The organism is Micromonospora sp. FIMYZ51, from assembly GCF_038246755.1.
Classification (GTDB): domain Bacteria; phylum Actinomycetota; class Actinomycetes; order Mycobacteriales; family Micromonosporaceae; genus Micromonospora.
Window position 1 is genome coordinate 4,460,748 of record NZ_CP134706.1, and the last position, 22,642, is coordinate 4,483,389.

The 22,642-nt window shown below is 71.3% G+C and carries 2 protein-coding genes (1 of these 2 running past the window's edge); one reads left to right on the forward strand and one right to left on the reverse strand.

The window, feature by feature from the left end; all coding sequences use genetic code 11:
- A complete protein-coding gene (locus tag QQG74_RS20220) occupies positions 1 to 246 on the forward strand; it encodes a pentapeptide repeat-containing protein (protein WP_341716334.1) in 246 nt (81 codons plus the stop codon).
- Here the strand turns inward: QQG74_RS20220 and QQG74_RS20225 are convergent.
- Positions 227 to 22,642: the 3' portion of an amino acid adenylation domain-containing protein gene (locus tag QQG74_RS20225; RefSeq protein ID WP_341716335.1), read on the reverse strand. It continues 933 nt past the right edge of the window; only the last 22,416 of its 23,349 coding nucleotides appear in the window; its start codon lies off the right edge, out of view — the gene reads right to left on this strand; the stop codon is at positions 227 to 229. The two genes, QQG74_RS20220 and QQG74_RS20225, sit on opposite strands and share 20 nt — an antisense overlap.

Genomic DNA, 22,642 nt, shown 5'->3' on the forward strand with positions numbered 1-22,642 from the left:
GTGCGCGATGCGAGGCTGTTCGGGGCATGGCTGCTCGGTGCAAGGCTGCTCGGTGCAAGGCTGCTCGGTGCAAGGCTGCTCGGTGCGATGCTGCTCGGTGCGAGGCTGTTCGATGCAAGGCTGCTCGGTGCGATGCTGCTCGGTGCATGGCTGCTCGGTGCATGGCTGCTCGGTGCATGGCTGCTCGGTGCGAGGCTGTTCGGTGCGAGGTTGCTCGGTGCGGCCGTCATCGGTTCTCCTCCGTGATTGCGGTGTCGGAGAGCAGCAGCGAGAGGACCTCGTCGCCCGCGTCGCCGTTGGTCAACAGCACCAGTCCGGAACCCTGCGGGAACCGACCGGCGGTGAGCGCCCGGTACCCGGCGGTGCGGCCCCGGTGGCTGAACTCCACCCGGGCGCCGGTGGGCGCGTCGATGCGGTCCACCAGGCAGCCGAGCCCGAAGACCCCGCCCGGCCCGGCGGTCAGTTGCGCCTGCACCAGTTCCTGACTGAGCAGGCCCGGCGCACCCCGGTAGGCGAGGTGCAGGTCCCGGGTCAGTTGGGCCAGGTCGGTTGCGGTGGTCCAGAGGCCGGCCGCCGCCAGGTCGGCCCGCAGCTGCCAGCCTCCCGGCAGTGGCTCGCCCCGCTCGTCATGTCCACCGGCCACCGGCCGGCCGGATGTCTCCGGGAAGCTCTGGTCGAAGCTGCTGCCGGTCATGCCCAGGGGTACGAAGACCAACTCGGCCATCAACTCGGCGAAGGGCGTCGCGGTGACGTCCTCCATCAGCTGCTGCACCACCACGAAGTGGCTGTTGCGTTCCACTGCCACCGGGTCGGGCGCGGCGAGCGCCCGTACCGCAGCGGTGGGCAGGCCACGGCCGTGCAGCAGGTCCGACAGGGTCGGCACCGGGCCGCCTCGGGGCGCTCCGGTGCTGCCCGTGGCGGTCAACCCGGCGACGTGACCGAGCAGTTGCCGCAGGCTCACCGGCCGGTCGGTGGGCAGCTGCCAGCTCTTGAGGTAGCCGTTGACGTCCGCGTCGAGCTGTAGCGTCCCCCGGCCGACCAGGATCAGCGCACCCACCGCGGCGACCAGCTTGCTCACCGAGCCGACCTGGAAGATGGTCGCCGGGGTCACCGGGTCGGCACCGCCGGCCGTACGCCGCCCGACGGCGCGGACCTCGACCAGTTCGCCGTCGGCGAGCCGCGCCAGCGAGGCACCGGGCACCCGCTGCTGCGCGAGCAGCGGTTCGAGCTGCGGTAGCGCCCCAGCCGGGGACGTGACCTGCACCGGGCCGGCCGCAGCGGTCGGGGTGAGCGCGCCGGCCAGGTCGGCCAGCGGCCGATCCAGCATGGCCTGTTGCAGGGTCAGCGGCAGGCCGGCCTGCCGGGCCGCGGTGACCACGGGCACCACCAGCAGGGAGTGTCCGCCGAGCGCGAAGAACCGGTCCTGCCGACCGATCGCCGCCACCCCCAGCACCTCGGCCCAGATTCCGGCGAGCAGGGTTTCGGTCGGGCCCTGCGGCGGGACGGCCGCCGTCCCGGCCCGCAGCGGCCCGGCCGGCAACGCCCGCACGTCCACCTTGCCGTTCGGGTTCAGCGGGATGGTGTCGACCGGCACGAAGGCCGCCGGGACCAGCGCGGCGGGCAGCCGCCGGGCGCAGTGTCCGGCCAAGTCGTCGGCGTCGCCCACGTGGTACGCGACGAGCTGGTTGCCCCCGCCGGGCGCGGGTCGGGCGACCACCGCCGCGTCGCGTACCGCGGGATGGTCGAGGAGCACGGCGCGGATCTCGCCCGGCTCCACCCGGTGTCCCCGGATCTTCACCTGGTCGTCGACCCGGCCGAGCAGGTCGAGTTGCCCGTCCGGCAGCCAGCGGCCCCGGTCACCGGTGCGGTACAGCCGCCCGCCCGCCGGCCCGTACGGGTCGGGCACGAACCGGTCGGCGGTCAGTTCCGGTCGGCCGGCGTACCCCCGGGCCAGTCCCGGTCCGCCGAGGTAGACCTCGCCGACCGCGCCCACCGGCACCGGGTGCAGCCGCGCGTCCAGCACGTAGCTGCGCATCCCGCCGAGCGGGCGACCGACCGGCGCCACGTCGCCGGTCACCGCGCCGGTGACCGGGTAGCGGTTGACCGCCACCGTCGCCTCGGTCGGCCCGTACTCGTTGAGCAGCACGGTTTCCGGCGCGAGCTGTTGCCAGCGCGCACAGCTGCGCCGGGTGAGCGCTTCGCCGCCGAGCACCAGCATCGGGCTCAGCGCCGCCGCCTGCTCCCCCGTCAGCTGCCCGGCGAGCAGGTCCAGGTGGCTCGGGGTCAGCTTGACGAAGCTGAACGGTCCCGCCTCGGCCAGCCGGGCACCCAGCTCGTCCAGTCCGGCGTCGGCCGGCAGCAGCCAGAGCCGCTGGCCGGCGACCAGCGGCGCCCAGATGGTGGTCACCACCATGTCGAAGGCGACCGAGGAGAAGAGCGGCGCCCCGCCCGACCGATCGGCGACGAGTTCGCGTACCGCCCAGTCCAGGTAGCCGGCGAGGCTGCGGTGGCTCACCTGTACGCCGTTGGGCCGCCCGGTCGACCCGGACGTGAAGATCACGTACGCGAGCTGGTCCGGGTCGGTCCGGCCGGGCGGGCGCTCATCCGGACGGGCGGCGATCTCCGCCGCCTCGACGTCCAGCAGCACCCGCTCGACGCCGCTGCACCGCTCGGCGTAGCCACTGCTGGTGACCACCACGGTGACCCCGGCGTCGGCAAGCATTGACGTTATCCGGGCGGCCGGGTACGACGGGTCGATCGGCAGGTACGCCCCGCCGGCCTGCCAGATGCCGAGCAGCGTCGTGACGAGGTCCACGCCCCGGTCGAGCAGCACCCCGACCACCTGATCCGGTCCGACGCCCCGCCGCCGCAGGTGCCAGCCGAGCCGGTTGGCCGCCGCGACGAGGTCGGCGTAACTGCGCCCGCCGACCGCCTCGGTGTCGCCTGCGGCGGCGGCCCGCGCCTGCACCAGGTCCGGCACCAGGCCGGGCGACTGCCCTCCGACCGCCGCCGAAGCCGCTCCGCCGGGCCGCACCCCCTGGTCGGTCGCCTCGGCCCAACCCACAAGCACGTCGTGCCGTTCGGCCTCGGGCAGCCGGACCGCACGGGGATCGCCGCCCGGGTCGGCCACCATGGCGGCCAGCACGAGCCGGTACATCGCGGCCAACCGTTGCACCTCGGCCCGGTCCAGGTGGTCGCTGTCGCTGCTCAGGTGCAGGTGTCCGGCGACGGCGGAGACCGCCAGGGCGAACTCCGAGCTGGCGGCGGCGTAGCCGGTGCCGGTGGCGGCCCGCTCGCCGATCACCTCGTCGAAGTCGAGGTAGCTGAAGTAGACGTCGACCAGGCGGGTACCGGCCACCGCCGGGCGGATCGCCGGTGCCGGGTACCGCCGGTGCGGCCACATCTCCACCTCCCTGGCGTGCACCTGGCGTACCAGGTCGGTCCAGCTGCCGGCGGCGCGGTCGTGCGGGAACGGCAGGGTGTTCAGCGACATGGCGTAGACCCGCTCGCTGCCCACCAGGTCCGGCCGGGTGTGGCAGACCAGGCCGCTGTAGAAGCGCGGCTCGTCGGTGAGCTGGCCGAGCACGGTCAGGTGCGCCGCGTGCAGCACCGCCTTGAGCGAGACCCGCGCGGCGGTGGCCAGCTCGCGCAGGCCCGGCGCCAGGTCGTGGAAGGGCACCCGCACGGTGTGGGCGGTACGCGCCGACGGCTGCACCGCCGGCCGCCACCCGGTGGGCAGGGTGAACTTCGCGTACCGGTCCACCAGGTCCTGCCAGTACCGCTGGTCCGCCGGGGACTCCAGGGCCCGGCGTTCCGCGGCGACGAAGTCGGCGAAGCGCACCTGCGGCAGGGGTACCGGCTCGGGTCGGTTGCCGGCGCGCAGCGTCCGGTAGTGGTCGAGGATCTCGGCCACCAGCGCGTGCAGGCTCCAGCCCTCGATGATCACGTGGCAGATGGTCAGCATCAGCCGCCAGCTGCGGTCGGTTTCCTGGCAGGCGGTGAAGCGCAGCAGCGGCGCCCGGCCGACGTCGAACGGCGAGGTGTACTCCACCGCGACCAGCCGGCGCAGCTGCGCCGCGCGGTCGGACTCGGTCAGTTCGCGCAGGTCCCGCAGGACGACCGGCACCTGCACCTGCGCGTGCACCAGCTGCATCGGCACCGAATAGCCGGTCGGGTCCACCGAGGAGCGCAGCACCTCGTGCCGGTTCGTCACCAGCTGCACGGCCGCGCGCAACGCCGACAGGTCCACCGGGTCGTCGGCGTCGACGAGGAAGGAGGCGACGTTGTGGTAGTGGTGCCAGCCGTTGTCGGCCACCATCTCCAGCAGCATGCCGAGCTGCACCTGGGACAGCGGGTACGCGTCGGTGAGGCCCGCCGGCAGCAGGGCCTGATCTGCGGGGGTGACCAGCTCGAACGGTCGTACCGGGCGGTCCACGCGTACCGGTGTGGTGCGTTCGGCCAGCGCGGCGCAGAGCCGGGCCACGGTCTGTAGGTCGATGACGTCCGCGACGGTGACGTCCAGGCCCTCCTCGCGCAGTGCGCTGGCCAACACCAGCGCCTTGATGGAGTGCCCGCCCAGCTCGAAGAAGCCGTCCTCGACGCCGACCGCCGGCAGGCCCAGCACCCGGGCCCAGATCCCGGCGACCCGGGTCTCCAGCTCGGTACGCGGCGCGACTGCGGCACGCCCGTCGCCGGGATCGCCGGCCGTCGGCGCGGGCAGCGCCCGCCGGTCCAGCTTGCCGCTGTTGTTGCGGGGCAGCTGCTCCAGGGTCACGAAGGTCGACGGGATCATGTACTCCGGCAGGGTCCGGGCCAGCCCGGCGCGCAGCTGCGTGACCGCCGGCCGGATGCCGGGCGCACCGACCAGGTAGCCGACCAGCCGTGGGTCGCCCGGAACGTCCTCGCGCAACACGACCGCGGCCTCGGTGACCTCCGGCAACGCGCTCAGCGCCGCCTCCACCTCGCCCAACTCGATCCGGTAGCCGCGCAGTTTCACCTGGTCGTCGAGGCGACCGACGAACTCCACGCTGCCGTCGGGCAGCCGGATCCCCTGGTCACCGGTGCGGTACATCCGGGCACCGGCGGGACCGTACGGGTCGGGCAGGAATCGTTTGGCGGTAAGCGCCGGCTGGTGCAGGTAGCCCCGGGCCACGCCGTGGCCGGCCAGGTGGATCTCGCCGGGCACGCCGAGCGGCGCCGGATGGCCGTGTTGGTCGAGCACGTAGAGCCGCAGGCCGGGCAGGGGACGGCCGATCCGGCTGCCCACGCCGGGCGCCAGGTCGGCCCGGGTGACCCGGTGGTAGGTGGAGTAGACCGAGGTTTCCGTGATGCCGTACATGTTGATCAGGGCGATGCGGGCCAGCCCGAGCCGGTCGACCCAGCCGGCGAGGTCGGCGAAGTCGAGGCGCTCGCCGGCCAGCACCACCGCGCGCAGCGCGAGCCCGCGCAGCCGCGAGTCGCCGTCGGCGGCCAGCCCGACCAGGCCACGGAACGCCGTCGGCGTCTGCGCCAGCAGGGTCACCTCCTGCTCGACCAGCAGGTCGAGCAGGTCCTCCGGGGAGCGGGCCACCACCCGGGGGACCATCACCAGCCGACTGCCGTGCAGCAGCGCACCCCACAGCTCCCAGACCGAGACGTCGAAGGCGTACGAGTGGAAGAGCGCGACGACGTCGGTCTCGTCGGTGGCGAAGTGCTCCTGGGTGCTGGCGAGCAGCCGCAGCACGTTTGCGTGGCTGACGCAGACGCCCTTCGGGCGGCCGGTCGAGCCGGAGGTGTAGATGACGTAGAGCGGGTCGTCGGCGTCGTTCACCGCAACCGGGTCGGTCTGCGGGTGACGGCTGAGGTCGGTGCGGTCGAGCAGCACCACCTCCCCGTCGTACCCGCCCAGCGCGTCGGCCTGGTCGCTGGTGGTGACCACCGTGCGGGCCCCGGCGTCGGCGAGCAGGTAGGCGATCCGCTCGGCCGGCTGCGCCGGGTCCAGCGGCAGGTACGCCGCACCGGCCTTGAGTACGCCGAGCAGTGCGGGAACCAGTTCCGCGCCCCGGTCCAGGCAGACCCCTACCACCGTGCCCCGGCCGGCACCGAGCGTCCGCAGGTGCCCGGCCAGCTGGTTGGCGTGCGCGTTTACCTGTGCGTACGTCAGCCGGGTCGGGCCGGCCACCACCGCCACCGCGTCGGGCGCGGCGGCCACCCGGGCCTGGAACGCCTCGGCCAGGCTGCCGGTGACCGACTCCTCGACCCCGCTGTCGACCACGCCGAGCAGCCGCTCCCGCTCGCCGCCGGGCAGGCAGACCGCTTGCGCGTCGCCGGCCGGGTCGGCGACCATCGTCGCCAGCACCGCCCGGTACATGCCGGCCAGCCGGCCCAGGTTGGCCCGGGAGAGCACGTCGCTGCGGCTGGAGAGCTGGTAGTTGCCGCGGTGCGCGAAGACCGACAGCTCGAACTCGGTGGCGCCGTCACCGGCGCTGCCGACCACGACCGGTTCGGTGCCGGTCGCGGTCGCACCGGCTGCGGCCCGGGAGAAGTCCTGGTAGTTGAACATCACCCGGAGTAGCCGCTGGCCGCTGTCGCGTTGGATCTCGGCCAGCGGGAACCGCCGGTGCGGCCAGAGTTCGACCTCCCGGTCGAAGACGGCGGTGACCAGGTCCCGCCAGGTGCGGGCGGTGCGGTCGTAGCCGAACGGCAGGGTGTTGAGGTACATGCCGTGCACCCGCTCGGCGCCGAGCAGTTCGGGCCGGGCGTCGCAGACCAGACCGGCGTGGAAGCTGTCCTCGGTGGTGAGCTGGCTGAGCACCTTCAGGTGCGCGGCGTGCAGCACCGCCTTGACCGAGACGCCGGATTCGGCGGCGAGTCGCGCGACGGCCTCGGCCAGGTCGGCGATGTCGACGCCGGTCGAGACCGGCATCGGGTCGCCGGCCTCGCCCCAGCCGGTGGGCAGGGCGAACGGGCTACGCCCGTCGATCGCCGTACGCCAGTAGTCGCGGTCCTCGTCAGCGGCGAGCGAGGCGAGTTCGGCGGCGATGAAGTCGGCGTAGCGGACCGGCGGCCGTTCGGTCTCGGTCGGCTGCCGGCCGTCAACCAGTTCCGCGTACGCGGTGAGCAGTTCGGCGAGCAGTTGGGCGCTGCTCCAGCCCTCGGTGACCGCGTGGCAGATGGTGAAGGTGAGCCACCAGCTTTCGGCGCTGTCCCGGTGCGCGGCGACCCGCAGCAGCGGCGCGGCGGCCAGGTCGAAGCGGTCGGCCCGCTCGGCGGCGACGAACTCCTCGAAGAGGCGCTGCTGCTCGTCGGGCGGCACGTCCCGGCCGTCCACCACGGTCACCTGCGGGGTCACCTGGGCGTGCACCAGCTGCATGGGCACCGAGTAGCCGGTCAGGTCGAACGAGGTACGCAGGATCTCGTGCCGGGCGACAACCGTGGCGACGGCGGTCCGCAGCGCGTCGGCGGAGAAGGGCCGCCCGTCGCGGACCTGGTGGGCGATGACGCTGTGGTACGCCGCCCGGTCGCCGCTGGTGGCCAGCTCGACGAGCATGCCGAGCTGGGTCTGCGACGCCGGATAGGCGTCGGTGAGCCCGGCCGGCAGCAGCACCCGATCGGCCGCACCGATGAGCGCGAACGGCTCGACCGGCGTCCACTCCTGCCCGGTGCCGCCGCTCAGCGAGGCGGCGAGCCCACGCACCGTCCGGTACGCGAACACGTCCCGCACGCTTGTCGGATAACCCGCCGCCCGCAACGACCCGACCAATGTCACCGCCAACATCGAGTCCCCACCGAGGTCGAAGAAACTCTCCTCGACACTCACCGACTCCCGACCCAACACCCGAGCCCACACCTCGGCTACCGCCCGCTCCACCACCGACACCGCCGCCACGAACACACCCACCGGCACGTCACCGGCCCCCGGCACCGGCAACCGCCGCCGATCCACCTTCCCGTTCGCATCCACCGGCACCGCATCGATCACCACGAACGCCGCCGGCACCATCGCCTCCGGCAGACTCCCCCGCACCAACTCCCGCAACCCGACCGCATCCAGCTCGACACCAGGCTCGGGCACCACAAAGCCGGCCAACACCCGCCGACCCTCGACCTCCGTCACCGCCGCCACCGCATCCCGTACCCCCGCACACGACCGCAGCGCCGACTCCACCTCGCCCAGCTCGATGCGCACCCCGTGCAACTTCACCTGCGCATCCAACCGACCCAAAAACTCCAAGCTCCCGTCCGACCGCCACGCCACCAGATCCCCAGTCCGATACAACCGCGACCCCGCCGACCCAAACGGATCCGGCACAAACCGATCCGCCGTCAGCTCCGCAGCATTCAGATAACCCCGACCAACCCCAACCCCCGCCACACACAACTCACCCGGCACCCCCACCGGCACCAACTCCAACCGCTCGTCGAGCACGTGCAGCCGCAGGTTGGGGTGGGGTCCGCCGAGCGGTACCCGGTTCAGCTCGGCCAGGGCCTGCGGGTCGCAGCGCCACGCGGTGACGTCGACCGCCGCCTCGGCGGGCCCGTACGTGTTGTGCAGCTCGCAGCCGGGCAGCGCGGCCAGGAACGCCCGCGCCACGTCGACCGGCAGCTCCTCGCCGCCGACTCCGACGGAGCGCAGCGAGGTGCAGTCGCCGAGCCCCTCGGCAAGCATCGCGGCAAGCATGGTCGGTACGAAGTGGACGGTAGTCACCTGCTCGGAGATGATCAGCTCGCGGAGGTACGCGGGGTCCCGGTGCCCGCCCGGTCGGGCCACGACGAGCCGCGCGCCGGCCGACAGCGCGGCGTAGATCTCGGCCGGCGACACGTCGAAGCCGATCTCGGTCTTCTGGAGCACCACACCGTCCGCGCCCAGGCGGTAGACCTCCGGTAGGACATGGTGGGTGCGGTTGACCAGGCCGGCGTGGGTGACCACCGCACCCTTCGGCCGACCCGTCGAACCCGACGTGAAGATCACATAACAGGCGTTCTCCGACCCGACCACCACCGGCAGATCGGCCGCCGACTCACCCGCCCACACCTGCGGACGATCCACCAACACCGCCCGCGCCGACGACTCCGGCAACACCGCCACCAGCGCCGACGACGTCACCACCACCGACGCCCCCGCATCGGCCACCATCACACCCAACCGCTCCGGCGGATACGACGGATCCAACGGCACATACACACCACCCGCCTTGTGCACGGCCAACATCGCCACCACCTGCTCCACCGACCGATCCAGACACACCCCCACCAACACCTCAGGGCCCACCCCCATCGAGCACAGATGACGGGCCAACCGATTCGCCGCCGCACTCAACTCCCCATACGACAACGACACCCCACCACCGGAGACCGCCACCGCATCCGGCCGCGCGGCCACCTGCTCCTCGAACGCCGAGAACGCCACCCCCGACACCGGCACCACCACACCGGCACCCACCTCCGACAACCACGCCGCCTCACCCGACGGCACGAGCGCCCTCCGCGCATCGCCGTCCGGATCCGCAACCATCGCCTCCAACACCAACCGGAACATCCCCGCCAACCGCGACAACCCACCACCACCAAACACCCGCACATCCCCGACCAGGCGGATCGCCGATCCGCTGGCACCGACGGAGAGGACGAACTCGGTGGCGGCTCCGTCCGCGGCCACAAGCGACCGGGTGCCGCTGGCGGTCGGGCCCTCGGTGGTCAGCGCCTGGCTGCTGCTGGCGGTCGCGTCCCGGGTCACCGATGCCTCGGCGGCATCCTCGGTCCAGGCCGCCGCAGGGCCACTGGCCGGCGCGGTCGTCCCGGCGGTGTCGGACTGGCCGGTGCTGGGTTCGGTGTAGTTGAAGACGACGTCGATCGGGTGTGCGTCCACGCCGGTCAGTCGGCGTACCGCCGGCAGCGGGTAACGCCGGTGCGGCCAGAGTCCGACCTCCCGGTCGAAGACGGCGGTGACCAGCTCACGCCAGGTGCGGGCGGTGCGGTCGTGACCGAACGGCAGCGTGTTTATGTACATGCCGTGCACCCGCTCCGCGCCCCGCACCTCCGGGCGCGCGTCGCAGACCAGGCCGCTGTGGAAGGCCGGCTCGTTGGTGAGCTGGCTCATCACCTTCAGGTGCGCGGCGTGCAGGACCGCCTTGACGGGTACGCCGAGACTGCTTGCGAGCCGGCGCAGTGCGCCGTCCAGGTCGGCGAGGTCCAGCTCGGTGCGGCACACCTGTCGGGGGCCGGAGTCGCTGGTCGGGGTGCCCGGCAGGGTGAGCTTCGGCCGCCCGGTCACCACCTGCCGCCAGTAGTCGGTGTCCTCGGCCGAGTCGAGCGCCGCCAGTTCGGCGGCGACGAAGTCGGCGTACCGGACGGTCGTCGGTTGGGCGGGGGTGGGCTGCTCGCCGCGCCGCCGCCGGTGGTAGCCGTCGAGCAGGTCGGCCAGCAGGAGGTTCAGGTCCCAGCCGCCGGTGACCAGGTGGCTGACGGCGATGGTGAGCCACCAGGAGTCGGCGTCTTCGCGGTGCACGGCCACCCGCAGCAGCGGCGGTGGTTGCGCCGGGTCGAAGGGGCGCTCCCGTTCGGCGGCGACGTACGCCGCGAGGCTGGCCGCCTCGGGGTGCACGGCGACCGGCACTCGGGCCTCGGCGTGCACCAGTTGCATGGGCACCGAGTAGCCGTCGAGGTCGAACGAGGTACGCAGCGTTTCGTGCCGGGCGACCAACTCGGCGAGCGTGGCGTGCAGCGGCTCGACGTCGAAGGGCAGTTCGTCGGGTACGCGCATGCTGTGCACGATGTGGTACGGCGTGCCGGCCTCGTCCCTGGCGATCTCGACGGCCATGCCCACCTGGGCCTGGGTGGCCGGGTAGGCGTCGGTGAGCCCGTCCGGCAGCAACGCCCGGTCCGCCGCACCGATGAGCGCGAACGGCTCGACCGGCGTCCACTCCTGCCCGGTGCCGCCGCTCAGCGAGGCGGCGAGCCCACGCACCGTCCGGTACGCGAACACGTCCCGCACGCTTGTCGGATAACCCGCCGCCCGCAACGACCCGACCAATGTCACCGCCAACATCGAGTCCCCACCGAGGTCGAAGAAACTCTCCTCGACACTCACCGACTCCCGACCCAACACCCGAGCCCACACCTCGGCTACCGCCCGCTCCACCACCGACACCGCCGCCACGAACACACCCACCGGCAGATCAGCGACCCCCGGCACCGGCAACCGCCGCCGATCCACCTTCCCGTTCGCATCCACCGGCACCGCATCGATCACCACGAACGCCGCCGGCACCATCGCCTCCGGCAGACTCCCCCGCACCAACTCCCGCAACCCGACCGCATCCAGCTCGACACCAGGCTCGGGCACCACAAAGCCGGCCAACACCCGCCGACCCTCGACCTCCGTCACCGCCGCCACCGCATCCCGTACCCCCGCACAGGACCGCAGCGCCGACTCCACCTCGCCCAGCTCGATGCGCACCCCGTGCAACTTCACCTGCGCATCCAACCGACCCAAAAACTCCAAGCTCCCGTCCGACCGCCACGCCACCAGATCCCCAGTCCGATACAACCGCGACCCCGCCGACCCAAACGGATCCGGCACAAACCGATCCGCCGTCAGCTCCGCAGCATTCAGATAACCCCGACCAACCCCAACCCCCGCCACACACAACTCACCCGGCACCCCCACCGGCACCAACTCCAACCGCTCGTCGAGCACGTGGAGGGTGAGGTTCGGGAAGGGGCGGCCCAGCGGCACCCGGGCGAGGCCGGTCAGGTCGTCGGCGGTGCAGCGCCAATTGGTGACGTCGATTGTGGTCTCCGCCGGCCCGTACGTGTTGTGCAGCTCGCAGTCGGGCAGCGCGGCCAGGAACGCCCGCGCCAGGTCCACGGGCAGTTCCTCGCCACCGACCGCCACCGAGCGCAACGAGACGCAGCCGGTGATGTCCTCCGCGAGCAGGGCGGCAAGCATGCTGGGCACCAGCTCGATCGCGGTCACCGACTCGGCGATGATCAGCTCCCGCAGGTACCCGGGGTCGCGGTGCCCACCGGGCCGGGCGATGACGAGCCGCGCTCCGGTGGAGAGGCCCGCGTAGATCTCGGCCGGGGAGACGTCGAAGCCGATCTCGGTCTTCTGGAGGATGACGCCGTCCGGGCCGAGACAGTTGATTGTGGGTGCGACGTGCGCGGTCCGGTTGACCAGGCCGGCGTGGGTGACCACCGCACCCTTCGGCCGACCCGTCGAACCCGACGTGAAGATCACATAACAGGCGTTCTCCGACCCGACCACCACCGGCAGATCGGCCGCCGACTCACCCGCCCACACCTGCGGACGATCCACCAACACCGCCCGCGCCGACGACTCCGGCAACACCGCCACCAGCGCCGACGACGTCACCACCACCGACGCCCCCGCATCGGCCACCATCACACCCAACCGCTCCGGCGGATACGACGGATCCAACGGCACATACACACCACCCGCCTTGTGCACGGCCAACATCGCCACCACCTGCTCCACCGACCGATCCAGACACACCCCCACCAACACCTCAGGGCCCACCCCCATCGAGCACAGATGACGGGCCAACCGATTCGCCGCCGCACTCAACTCCCCATACGACAACGACACCCCACCACCGGAGACCGCCACCGCATCCGGCCGCGCGGCCACCTGCTCCTCGAACGCCGAGAACGCCACCCCCGACACCGGCACCACCACACCGGCACCCACCTCCGACAACCACTGCGCCTCACCCGACGGCACACACGCCCTCCGCGCATCCCCATCCGGATCCGCAACCATCGCCTCCAACACCAACCGGAACATCCCCGCCAACCGCGACAACCCACCACCACCGAACACCCGCACATCCCCGACCAGGTCGAGGAAGCCGCTGGCCGCGGTGACCTGGAGGGTGAACTCCGTGCCGCCCTCACCGGCGACGGCCTCGAAGCCGACCTGTTCCTCGCTGTCGGTGTTGGCGCGGCGGAACTCGGTGTAGTCGAAGACAACGTCGACCGGGTGCGCGTCCGCACCGGTCAGTCGGCGTACCGCCGGCAGCGGGTAACGCCGGTGCGGCCACAGTTCCGCCTCGCGGTCGAAGACCGCCCGGACCAGTTCCCGCCAGGTGCGGGCACCCCGCTCGTAGCCGAACGGCAGGATGTTGATGTACATGCCGTGCACCCGCTCCGCGCCCCGCACCTCCGGGCGCGCGTCGCAGACCAGGCCGGTGTGGAACCGCCGCTCGTCGGTGAGCTGGCTCATCACCTTCAGGTGCGCCGCGTGCAGGACCGCCTTCGGAGACACCTCGTACGCCGAGGCCAGGGCACGGATGCGCGGGTCGAGATCCTGGTAGCTGAGCCGGTGCCGGACCGTACTGGTCGTCGCGGCCGGTTCGCCCCAGCCGGTGGGCGGGGTGAACTTGGCGTACCCGGAAATGATCTTGTGCCAGTATGCCTGGTCCTCCCGCGAGTCCAGCGCCGCTCGTTCCCCGGCGACGAAGTCGGCGTAGCGGACCGCGATCGGCTCGGCCGCCTCCGGTGCCATGCCGACACAGCGCCGCTCGTAGCAGCTGAGCAGCTCGGCCAGGAGGGCGTTGAGGTCCCAGCCGCCGGTGACCAGGTGGCTGATCGCCACGGTGAGCCACCAGCCGCCATCGGCGGCGGCGTGGGCGCTGACCCGCAGCAGCGGCGCGGGGTGCTCCGGGTGGAACGGCCGGGCCCGCTCGCCATCGACGTGCTCGCGCAGCTGCGCCTCGGCCCGTTCCTGGTCGAGCGGCAGGATCCGGACGTCGACGGGCGCCTCGGTGTGCACGAGTTGCAGCGGCACCGAGTAGCCGTCCAGGTCGAACGACGTGCGCAGGGTCTCGTGCCGGGCGACGACGTCACGCACCGCAGCGGTCAGCGCCTCGGCGGAGAACCGCTGACGGCTGTGCACCCGGAAGCAGCGGACGATGTGGTACAGCGACCGCTCCGGGGCCTTCTGCATCTCGACAAGCATGCCGAGCTGCGCCTGGGCGATCGGGTACGCGTCGTCGAGGCCGGTGGGCAGGGCGGCCCGGTCGGCGGCGTTGAGCTGCGCGAAGCGGGCGACCGGCTGGAACTGCGGTTCGGCGGCCTCGCTCTGCTTGGCGGCGAGGTGTGCGGCGAGCGCGGCGACCGTGCGGTGCACGAACACGTCGCGTACGCCGACCGGGAACTTGGCCACCCGTAGCGCGCCGACAAGTGCCACCGCTCGGAGCGAGTCGCCACCGAGGTCGAAGAAGTTGTCGACGACGCTCACGGTGTCGAGCTTGAGCACCCACGCCCAGATCTCGGCGAGTTGGGCCTCCAGGTCCGTACGCGGTGCCACGTGCACCCGCTCGGTCACCGTCACCGACTCCAGCAGCGCCGCCCGATCCACCTTGCCGTTGGCGTTGAGTGGGATGGTTTCGACGGCGATCAGGTCGGCCGGGATCATGTACTCCGGCAGCCGATCGGCACACTCCTGCCGTACCCGCTGCACCAGGCCCGCATCCGGGGCCTCGGGCACGTAGAAGGCCAGCAGTCGGGCCTCGTCGGTCTGCACGAGGGCCACCGCGTCCCGCACCCCGGCCACGGCGCTGAGCACGGACTCGATCTCGCCGAGCTCGATGCGGTAGCCACGCACCTTCACCTGATGGTCCACCCGACCCAGAAACTCCACCACACCATCAGGCAACCGACGGGTCAGATCCCCGGTCCGATACAACCGCGACCCCGCCGGCCCGAACGGGTCCGGCACGAACCGATCCGCGGTCAACCCCGGCTGACCCACATAACCGCGAGCGACACCGATTCCGCCGACATACAACTCGCCCGTGACCCCGACGGGCACCGGCTGCATCCAGCCGTCCAACACATACATCCGCATGCCCGGCAACGCCCGACCGATCGGCACCACCGGCAACGTCTGCTCCACCCGCACCGGGAACACACACGTACCCACCGACGCCTCCGTCGGCCCATACTCATTGACAAAATTCCCCGGACCCAGCAGGCCCAGCCACCGGTTCGCCACCGCCGCCGGCAAACCCTCACCAGCAACCACCACCACCGACGCCAACCCCGCCAACCGCTCATCCGCAAGCTGCCGACCCAAAATCTCCAAATGACCCGGCGTCAACTTCAAGAAACTGAACGGACCCGCCACATCCAGAACCACACCCAACTCCGCCAGGTCCACATCCTGATCCACCATGAACACCCGCTGACCCGCCACCAACGGCGCCCACAGGTTCGGCACCTGCAAATCAAAAGCCACCGACGAGAACACCGCACAACCAGCCGAACCACGACCCGCCAACTCCTCCGCCGCCCACCGAATATGATTCGCCAAACCCCGATGCGTAACCTGCACACCCTTCGGCCGACCCGTCGAACCCGACGTGAAAATCACATACGCCACATCATCCAAATCCACCACACCCGGCAACACCACCGACTCACGCGAAACCACGTCCTCCACGGCCAAGACCTCGACACCGGCCGGGAAACGATCCGCATAACGAGCCGACGTCACCACCCGGGACACACCCGCATCCGCCAACATCGAACCAATCCGACCCGCCGGATACGACGGATCCAACGGCACAAACGCCGCCCCCGCCTTCCACACACCCAACAACGCCGCCACCAAATCAACACCCCGATCCAACAACACCCCCACCACACCACCACGACCCACACCCCGCGACACCAACCAACCCGCCAAACCGGCCGCTCGCGCATCCAACTCCACGAACGACTCCCCATTTACCGCCTCACCCGACGGCACCACACCCACCTGACGCTCAAAACCGTCCAACACCGACCACGACACCGGCTCCACCACACCCGCGCCATCACCCAACACCACCGACACCTCACCCGACGGCAAACACACCACCCGCGCATCCCCACCCGAATCCGCCACCATCGCCTCCAACACCGCCCGATACATCCCACCCAGGCGGAGGACGTTGGGGTAGCTGACGACGTGTGGACGGCTGAGGATGCTCAGCGTTCCGTCGAGGGTGGAGACGTGCAGGTCGAACTCGCTGGACGCTTCGTAGATGGCCTCGCCGAAGCCGACCCGGTCGGTGTCGACCTGGGCGAAGTCGAGGAAGTTGAAGAGGATCTCGATGGGCCGCTCGCCGCCGGTGAAGCGTTGCACCGCGGGCAGCGGGTAGTGCCGGTGCGGCCACAGCTCCAGTTCGGCGGCGAAGGTCTGCCGGATCAACTCCGCCCAGGTGGCGGCGGATCCCTTGTGCACGAACGGCAGCGTGTTGAGGTGCATGCCGTACACCCGGTCCGCGCCGGCCACCTCGGGCCGGCCGTGGCAGACCAGGCCGCTGGTGAAGGTTTCCTGGTCGGTGAGCTGGCTCATCACCTTCAGGTGCGCGGCCAGCAGCACGCTCTTCAGCGACGTGCCGGTACGGCTGGCCAGGCTCTTGAGCCCGTCGAGCAGGTCGTGCAGCGGCACCCGGGTGCCGCACTGGAACTCGGGGTCGCTCTCCGGCGCACCCCAGCCGGCGGGCAGGGCGAAGCGCGGGTAGTCGACAACGCCCCGCCAGTACGCCTCGTCCTCGGCCGAGCGCAGGGCGGCGAGTTCGGCGGCGACGAAGTCGGCGTAGCGGACCGGCAGCGCGTCGAAGGGTACGGGCGCGTCGGTGTCCCGCAGTCGCCGGTAGTTGTCCAGAATCTCCATCAGCAGCGAGTGGTGGCTCCAGCCTTCGAGGATGCCGTGCGACATGGTCAGCACGAACCACCAGGCGTTGCCCGCACCGATCGCGCCGGCGACGCGGATCTGGGGATACTCGTGCGGCGCGAACGGGGTGGCCCGCTCGGCGGCCATGTACGCGCGCAGCCCCTCCTCGGCGTCGGTGCCGCGCAGGTCGAGCACGGTCACCTCGATCGGCACCTCGCTGTGCACGAGTTGCAGCGGCACCGAGTAGCCGTCCAGGGCGAACGACGTACGCAGGATCTCGTGCCGGTCCACGACGGTCTGCACCGCGCGGCGCAGCGCGTCGGGGGCCAAGGGCTGCTCGTCGTGGATCGGGAAGGCCGAGACGTTGTGGTAGGTGTGCCGGTCGGTGTCGGCAAGCATCTGCACAAGCATGCCGAGCTGCACCTGACCGATCGGGTACGCGTCGTCGAGGCCGCTGGGCAGGGCGGCCCGGTCGGCGGCGTCGAGCTGCGCGAAGCGGGCGACCGGCTGGAACTGCGGCGCGACAGCCTCGGTCTGGGCCGCCTGGATGTGTGCGGCGAGCGCGGCCACGGAGCGGTGCACGAAGATGTCCCGCACGGATGCGGGGAACCCGGCCGCGCGCAGCGCCCCGACGAGGGCGATCGCGCTGATGGAGTGTCCGCCGAGGTCGAAGAAGTTGTCGACGACGCTCACGGTGTCGAGCTTGAGCACCCGCGCCCAGATCTCGGCGAGTTGGGCCTCCAGGTCCGTACGCGGTGCCACGTGCACCCGCTCGGTCACCGTCACCGACTCCAGCAGCGCCGCCCGATCCACCTTGCCGTTGGCGTTGAGCGGGATCGCCTCCACCGCGATCAGGTCGGCCGGGATCATGTACTCCGGCAGCCGATCGGCACACTCCTGCCGTACCCGCTGCGCCAACTCCACATCGGGTGCCTCGGGCACGTAGAAGGCCAGCAGTCGGGCCTCTTCACCCTGCACGACCGCGACCGCCTCCCGCACCCCGGCCACGGCGGTGAGCACGGACTCGATCTCGCCGAGCTCGATCCGGTAGCCACGCACCTTCACCTGATGGTCCACCCGACCCAGAAACTCCACCACACCATCAGGCAACCGACGGGTCAGATCCCCGGTCCGATACAACCGCGACCCCGCCGGCCCGAACGGGTCCGGCACGAACCGATCCGCGGTCAACCCCGGCTGACCCACATAACCGCGAGCGACACCGATTCCGCCGACATACAACTCGCCCGTGACCCCGACGGGCACCGGCTGCATCCAGCCGTCCAACACATACATCCGCATGCCCGGCAACGCCCGACCGATCGGCACCACCGGCAACGTCTGCTCCACCCGCACCGGGAACACACACGTACCCACCGACGCCTCCGTCGGCCCATACTCATTGACAAAATTCCCCGGACCCAGCAGGCCCAGCCACCGGTTCGCCACCGCCGCCGGCAAACCCTCACCAGCAACCACCACCACCGACGCCAACCCCGCCAACCGCTCATCCGCAAGCTGCCGACCCAAAATCTCCAAATGACCCGGCGTCAACTTCAAGAAACTGAACGGACCCGCCACATCCAGAACCACACCCAACTCCGCCAGGTCCACATCCTGATCCACCATGAACACCCGCTGACCCGCCACCAACGGCGCCCACAGGTTCGGCACCTGCAAATCAAAAGCCACCGACGAGAACACCGCACAACCAGCCGAACCACGACCCGCCAACTCCTCCGCCGCCCACCGAATATGATTCGCCAAACCCCGATGCGTAACCTGCACACCCTTCGGCCGACCCGTCGAACCCGACGTGAAAATCACATACGCCACATCATCCAAATCCACCACACCCGGCAACACCACCGACTCACGCGAAACCACGTCCTCCACGGCCAAGACCTCGACACCGGCCGGGAAACGATCCGCATAACGAGCCGACGTCACCACCCGGGACACACCCGCATCCGCCAACATCGAACCAATCCGACCCGCCGGATACGACGGATCCAACGGCACAAACGCCGCCCCCGCCTTCCACACACCCAACAACGCCGCCACCAAATCAACACCCCGATCCAACAACACCCCCACCACACCACCACGACCCACACCCCGCGACACCAACCAACCCGCCAAACCGGCCGCTCGCGCATCCAACTCCACGAACGACTCCCCATTTACCGCCTCACCCGACGGCACCACACCCACCTGACGCTCAAAACCGTCCAACACCGACCACGACACCGGCTCCACCACACCCGCGCCATCACCCAACACCACCGACACCTCACCCGACGGCAAACACACCACCCGCGCATCCCCACCCGAATCCGCCACCATCGCCTCCAACACCGCCCGATACATCCCACCCAGACGGCGCAGGGCGTCCGGACCGATGTGGCGCTGGCTGGCCTGGAGCGTGAGGAAGCCGAGCCGGCTGAACACGCCGAGCGGGAACTCGGTCGGGCTGTCGTCGATCGATTCGGAGTAGTCGATGTAGTCGGCGTCGATCTGGTGGAAGTCGTGGTAGCTGAACCGCACGTCGAGCAGTCGGGTGTCCTGGCCGACCTCGCGTTGCAGGGTGGAGAGCGGGTAGCGGCGGTGCGACCACAACTCCAACTCGGTCTCGAAGGTCCGCCGGATCAGCTCCGCCCAGGTCGCGGGCGAGCCGTCGTAGCCGATCGGCACGGCGTTCAGGTGCATGCCGTACACCCGGTCCGCGCCGGCCACCTCGGGCCGGATGTTGCAGACCAGACCCGTGTAGAACCGTCCCGCGTCGGTGAGCTGGCTCATCACCTTCAGGTGCGCGGCCAGCATGACCGACTTGAACGGTACGCCGAGCCGGCGGGCCAGATCCCGCAGCGGAGCCTCCAGGTCCTGGAGCGGCACCCAGTGCTCGTGCTTGGTCCCGTCCGGCGCGTCGGCGTCGCCCCAGCCGGTCGGTAGCTCATGCCGGGTCCGGCCGACAAGCGCACGCCGCCAGAACTCGCGGTCCACCTCGGCGGCGATCGACCGACGCTCGGCGGCGACCGCGTCGGCGAACCGCACCGACGGGGTCTGCTGCGGCGCAATCGGCGCCCCGGCGCGGATCCGGTGGTACTCGCGGAGCAGTTCCATGATCAGGGAGTGGTAGCTCCACCCGTCGAGGATCGGGTGGCACTCGGTCAGGGTGAGCCACCAGCTGCCGTCCGGGCAGGTCCGGGCGTGCAGCCGCAGCAGCGACGGCCGGTCCAGGTCGAACAGCCGGGTCCGCTCGACGGCGATGAAGTCGCGCAGTTCCCGGTCCAGCTCGGCCGGCCTGGTGGCGGCGGTGTGGTCGTGGCCGACGGTCAGCTCGGCGGTGGCGTGCACCAGCTGCATCGGCACCGAGTAGCTGGTCAGGTCGAACGAGGTACGCAGCACCTCGTGCCGCTGCACCAGCAGCGTCGCGGCGGCGCGCAGCGCGTCCAGGGAGAACTCCCCCTCGCCGCGCACCCGGTAGCTGGTCACGTTGTGGTAGTGGTTCTGCTCGGTGTCGGCCAGCAGCTCGACGAGCATGCCGAGTTGGCCCTGGGTGCACGGGTAGGCGTCCACCAGGCCGGCGGGCAGCGCGGCCCGGTCCGCCTGCTCCACCAGCTCGAACGGGGCGACCGTCGGCTCCGGCTCGGCGGCGGGCCGGGCGGTGAGCAACTCGGCCAGTTCGGCGATGGACCGCCGCTCGAAGAGGTCGCGGACCTCCACGTCGAAGTGCGCCTCGCGCAGCGCGCCGGCCAGCGCCACCGCGCGGATGGAGTCGCCACCGAGGTCGAAGAAGCCGTCGTGCACGCCGACCCGGTCCAGCCCGAGGGTGCTCGTCCAGACCTCGGCGAGCTGCTGCTCCACAGTGGTGCGCGGGGCCGCGTACGGGCGGTCCACGGCGGCCACCGAGCGGTCCGGGGTGGGCAGCGCGGCCCGGTCGAGCTTGCCGTTGTTTGTCAGCGGGATCCGGACCAGCGGCACGAACGCCGCCGGGACCATGTAGTCGGGCAGCGTCCGGCTCAGCGCCGCGCGCAGCTGCGACGGGCGCAGCAACACCGCGTCGTCGCCGGTCACCAGGTAGGCGACCAGGCGCTGGTCACCCGGGCTGGGCTCGTGCAGCACCACGACGGCCTCCCGGACGCCGGGCAGGGCGGTAAGCGCCGCCTCGATCTCGCCCAGTTCGACCCGGTAGCCACGGATCTTGACCTGCTGGTCGGCGCGGCCGAGGAACTCCAGTCGCCCGTCGGCGTGCCGCCGGGCCAGGTCGCCGCTGCGGTACAGCCGGGACCCGGGCGGGCCCCACGGGTCCGGGACGAACCGCTGCGCGGTCAGTTCGGGGCGGCCGAGGTAACCCCGGGCCACACCGGGACCGCCGACGTGGATCTCGCCGGGCACGCCGAGCGGCACCGGTCGACCGTCGGCGTCGAGCAGGTAGACGCCGAGGTCGGCCAGGGGTTCGCCGATCGGGCTGGCCGTGCCGCCCACCTCGGCGGCGGTGACCCGGTGGTGCGTGGTGTGCACGGTGGTCTCGGTGATCCCGTACATGTTGATCAGTTGCGGTGCGTCCAGGCCCCGGCGGGCGACCCAGGGCGCCAGCTCGGCGAAGTCCAACTTCTCGCCGCCGAAGGTCACCACCCGCAGGTCGAGCCGGTCCACTCGCGGGTCGCCGTCGGCAGCCAGGCCGACCAGGGCGCGGAACGCCGAGGGCGTCTGGCTGAGCACCGTGACCCGGTGTGCGATCAGCTGGTCGAGCAGTTCCTGCGGCGCACGGATCACCGCGCGGGGCAGCACCAGCAGCCGGCCGCCGTGCAGCAGGCAGCCCCAGATCTCCCAGACCGAGAAGTCGAAGGCGTACGAGTGCAGCAGCGCGAAGACGTCGTCCGGGCCGTACCGGTAGTCGTCGGCGGTGACGGTGAGCAGCCGCAGCACCTGCCGGTGCGCCACCGCGACCCCCTTCGGGCGGCCGGTGGAGCCGGAGGTGTAGATGACGTAGCAGAGGTTGTCCACCGCCACCGGCACGGCCGGGTCGCTTACCGGCTGGGCGGCCAGTTCGGCGGCGAAGGCCGGGTCGTCCAGCAGCACCACGGTCCCGCCGAAGGTGGCGAACCGGTCCTGCGTGGCGGTGGTGGTCAGCACGATCTGCGCGCCGGCGTCCTCGACCATGAAGTCCAGCCGCTCGGCCGGCGAGGCCGGGTCGAGCGGCAGGTACGCCGCACCGGACTTGAGCACGCCGAGCAGGGCCGGCAGCAGTTCGGGGCCGTGGTCGAGGTGGACGCCGACCAGTCGCTCCGGGCCGGCGCCGTGGCCGCGCAGCCAGTGCGCGAGCCGGTTGGCGTCGGCGTTCAGCTCGGCGTAGCTGCGGGTGGTGTCGCCGACGGTGAGTGCCGCCGCTTCGGGTTGCGCGGCGGCGACCGCCTCGAACCGGCCGTGCACGGTGCCGGTGACCGCAGCGGCGGTGCGCGGCCCCCGGGTCACCAGGGCCGCTTCGGTGTCGCCGAGGAGTTCCAGCGTGGAGAGCCGAGCCGTCGGGTCGGCCGCCACCTGGTCGAGCAGCCGCACCAGGTGCTCGGCGACGCGCTCGACGGTGGCGGCGTCGAAGAGGGCGGTGGCGTACTCGAACCGGCCGCGCAGCCGGCCGTCGGCGCCTTCCACGACGTGCAGGGTGAGGTCCACCTTGGCCGAGCGCAGGGGCAGCTCGACCGGTTCCACGGTCAGCTGCCCGGTCCAGTTGCTTACCGGCGGGTCGGACTGGAGGGTGAACCCGACCTGGTAGAGCGGGGTACGGGACAGGTCCCGCTCGGGCTCCAACTCGTCGACAAGCAGGGCGAACGGGGCATCGGCGTGGTCGAAGGCGTCAAGCACGGTACGCCGGGTCAACTCCAGCAGGTCGGTGAACTCAGGGTCGCCGTGCCACCGGCTGCGCAGCACCAGGTTGTCGATGCCGTACCCGACCAGGTTGCGCAGTTCCGCGCG